General features: G+C 37.5%; 4 protein-coding genes. 1 reads left to right on the top strand and 3 read right to left on the bottom strand.

Annotation, left to right across the window (positions count from 1 at the left end; translation table 11 throughout):
- On the bottom strand, positions 1–777 hold a 777-nt coding region (locus ACEW8O_RS03280), incomplete at its 3' end, for a quinone-dependent dihydroorotate dehydrogenase (protein ID WP_373493196.1).
- Positions 778–952: 175 nt separating this feature from the next.
- Between ACEW8O_RS03280 and ACEW8O_RS03275 the strand changes: the two genes are divergently transcribed.
- Positions 953–1633: a hypothetical protein gene (locus tag ACEW8O_RS03275; RefSeq protein ID WP_373493195.1), complete on the top strand. Its 681-nt coding sequence runs from the start codon at positions 953–955 to the stop codon at positions 1631–1633.
- Between the two features lie 114 nt (positions 1634–1747).
- Here the strand turns inward: ACEW8O_RS03275 and ACEW8O_RS03270 are convergent, their stop codons facing one another.
- Together ACEW8O_RS03270 and xerD are read right to left on the bottom strand one after the other, a co-directional pair.
- Entirely contained in the window at positions 1748–2200 is a 453-nt protein-coding gene (locus ACEW8O_RS03270; protein ID WP_373493194.1) for a hypothetical protein, read from the bottom strand.
- Between the two features lie 139 nt (positions 2201–2339).
- Complete coding sequence (gene xerD / locus ACEW8O_RS03265; protein ID WP_373493193.1) at positions 2340–3242, bottom strand: site-specific tyrosine recombinase XerD; 903 nt, start codon at positions 3240–3242, stop codon at positions 2340–2342.
- Positions 3243–3406 lie beyond the last annotated feature (164 nt).

The raw sequence follows: 3406 nt of genomic DNA, 5'->3' as shown, positions 1-3406 counted from the left end.
CGCATCAGTTGTCAACAGACTTCGATCGATTGTGGTATTGGTAGCAATCACTCCGTCAATTTTTGTTTCCAGAACAATCTCCACAATGTCATCCAATTGACCCACTGTAAGATCAGGGGCGATTTTTAGAAGAATGGGTTTCGGTTTATCTTTTCTCAGATTGGCTTTTTTAACTGCCATCAATAGCTTTTTGAGCGGTTCCTTTTCCTGCAAATCCCTAAGATTTGGCGTATTCGGAGAACTTACATTGACTACAAAATAGTCCACATATGGAAAAAGCGCTTCAAAACAATAGAGATAATCATCGACAGCTTTTTCATTGCTTGACACCTTGTTTTTGCCAATATTTCCGCCAATTAAAACATCTGAATTCCTTTCCTTGAGACTAATGATGGCCTCATCCACCCCACCATTGTTGAAACCCATTCTATTGATCAATGCATGGTCTGCAGGCAGTCTGAATAACCTTGGTTTTGGATTGCCTTCTTGGGGCCTTGGTGTTAGGGTCCCGATTTCAATAAATCCAAAGCCAAGCATGGCCATTTCATCTATTAATTTGGCATCTTTGTCAAAACCTGCAGCCAATCCCACAGGATTTTTGAAATTCAGACCAAATACCTTCCTTTCCAAAATAGGGTTTTGATAATCGTATATCCCTTCAATGATATTTTTAATAATTGGAAGGTTAAAGCTTTTTTTGATCAGGTCAAATGTAAAGTGGTGGGCGTCCTCTGGGTTTTTTCTAAAAAGTAATGGTTTGACGATGGATTTGTACACTTGAATGAAGATTAAATTGCTGCGCTAAATTACAGGTTTTAAAAAATTTTTACGAAGCAATTCAAAATTTTCAAAAGAAAAATCACGAAACATCATTTTAGGATCATTAACTAAACTTACTATACTCTTTAACGTAATAAAATACCAACGTAATTAACTCTTTAATACATTATTCATGAAAAAATCTCTTCCTCTCTTCTGCCTCTTTTTCTTTTTATGTTTTACGGCTTTTAGTCAAAAAAACATCTTGGGAATTCATATCAACACCAGAATCCCAACAGGTGATTTTAAATCAGAAGTAGGCAGCATGTTTTTTCCTTCGATCAGTGTTAATGGCTTGTTCCAACTTCCTAAAACTCCTATTTATTTTGGTGGCGAAATGGGGTACAGCAGGTATGGTACAATGATGACCCGAAGCAATAATGTCATTAATGGAACAGATCAAAGTTTTCGGATCCGGAGAAATAACAATGCTGTTTATCTTACAGGTGTAGTCAGAGTAATGCCTCAAACGTCATTTTGGGTAAAACCTTTTATAGAAGGTCAGTTTGGAGGAATCCACGCATACACTAGGTCAAGAGTAAGGGAAAACAGAATTTCAGAACCGATTTCCTCAGGAACTGAACTTGCCGATTGGTCGACAATCTATCAATTGGGGGGCGGAATATTGATTCCAATAGAAAAAGGGAAAGCAACTTTTATAGAATTGAGAGTAAACTATGTCAACACAGGAAACATGAATATCCTCACAAAAAATGACGCGCATTATAATGATCAGGGAAACGTTACCCTAAGCTCCCGGAATACTGCATTTCAACTTATTCAGCCCAGCATCGCAGTGAAATTTGCGTTCTAATTCAGATCAATTCAACTTGCTTTTCCAGAAAGATGAGTTTATCCAATTTATCTTATTGGGAGTTGGAAGACTTAAGATTGTGTCAAAGTTTAGCAACCCCGAATAGATCTAATTTTATTCTTGTACTACCTGAAAAATCCAATTCCGATCATTAAAAGATCTTTTGATAAAAAAGAATGGAATTCCTGTAGCTGCTATTATTAATCCTGTTCCACTAGGCGAAATTGTATTATCACTGAATGGTGTTACACTTACAACAACGGCTGAAACCATAACTTCTAACATCGTAACTGTCCATCCAAGGGTGATTAGACCTACGCCGACCACTTTTGGCCCTATTGGATTTCGCATAATTTTAGCAATTTCATTGATTTCAACTTCCCGGCCTTTCACAAAAACTCTATCATCATCCAAAATAGTTATTCTTCCTTTGAAGCGCTTCCCGTCAAATGTCCTGATGATCACTCTTTTTCCATTATTGATATATTGAATATTTCCATTGGACTTGTGGAATAGACCAAGTTGATATTTTTCTACCTGTTGACCGAACAAAACACCTGTGCCCAAGAAAAGAATAAAATGGTTACTCTGAGAATATGCATAAAGAATATAGTTTCTAACAAAGATGAATTCAATTCTGTGAAAACTAACTTTTTTTTAAAAGAATGCAAATCATCCTATGTTATTTAATCTTTATAATTCCTAATCATCCCCGCGGATGAAACTCATTCAGTACCTGCCTGAGGTAATCCCTATCCAAGTGTGTATAGATTTCAGTGGTAGTGATACTTTCATGACCTAGCATTTCCTGAACAGCCCTCAAATCAGCCCCTCCTTCGATCATGTGGGTGGCAAAGCTATGTCTGAAAGTATGGGGACTCACGTTTTTTTTCAGGCCAATCAATTCCACTTGCTTTTTGATGATCAAGAAAACCATCACCCGTGTGAGCTTTTTGCCCCTTTGGTTTAGGAAAACATATTGTTCATGACCTTTGACCGGTGTCATGTGGTTGCGGACTTCTTCTGTGTATATTTTCAAATATTTCAGGGCATCTTTTCCAATAGGCACAAGTCTTTCTTTATTTCCTTTTCCTATGACCCTTAAAAATCCTACATCTGCATAGACATTTCCGATTATCAGTTCGGTCAATTCCGTAACCCTCAAACCTGAACTGTACAGCACTTCCAACATTGCCCTGTTCCTATGTCCTTGGGCTTCTCCTAAAGGAACACTTTCCAAAATCTGATTGATTTCATGAAAGCTTAAAGTATCCGGTAATTTCCTTCCCAGTTTAGGCGCTTCCAAAAGTTGTGCGGGATCTTCTGATATCCTGTCCTCGTACATCAGAAAGCGGTAAAAAGCTTTGATCCCGGAGATGATACGGGCTTGGGTGTATTCCGAGATTTCAAGTTCGGCCAATCCATTGACAAAATACCTTAGGTGCTCCAATTTAACCTGAGTAGGTTGTACATCGGGAAAATTATTCTCCATATACCTGCTCAGTTTTTCCATGTCCTGCTGATAGGCAAGCATGGAATTTTTACTCAATGACCTTTCGATTTTCAGGTGATGTTGGAATTGGCGGAGAAATGGGGTCCATATGGACATATATTTTATGCGATTAAAATATCAATTGAATAATTGTAGATTGCTTCCTAAAGCAATGTGGTCAAAATCTCTATCTCTGTGCCAAATTGGAATATCAAAATAAAGTGCATTCCATGCAATCAAACAATCATTGCTTTTCCTAATTGAAATCCCTTTTTTCTTCA

The organism is Aquiflexum sp. (assembly GCF_041749095.1).
GTDB lineage: Bacteria > Bacteroidota > Bacteroidia > Cytophagales > Cyclobacteriaceae > Aquiflexum.
The sequence above is the reverse complement of the archived record's forward strand: the minus strand, read 5'-3'. Positions and strand labels throughout refer to the sequence as shown.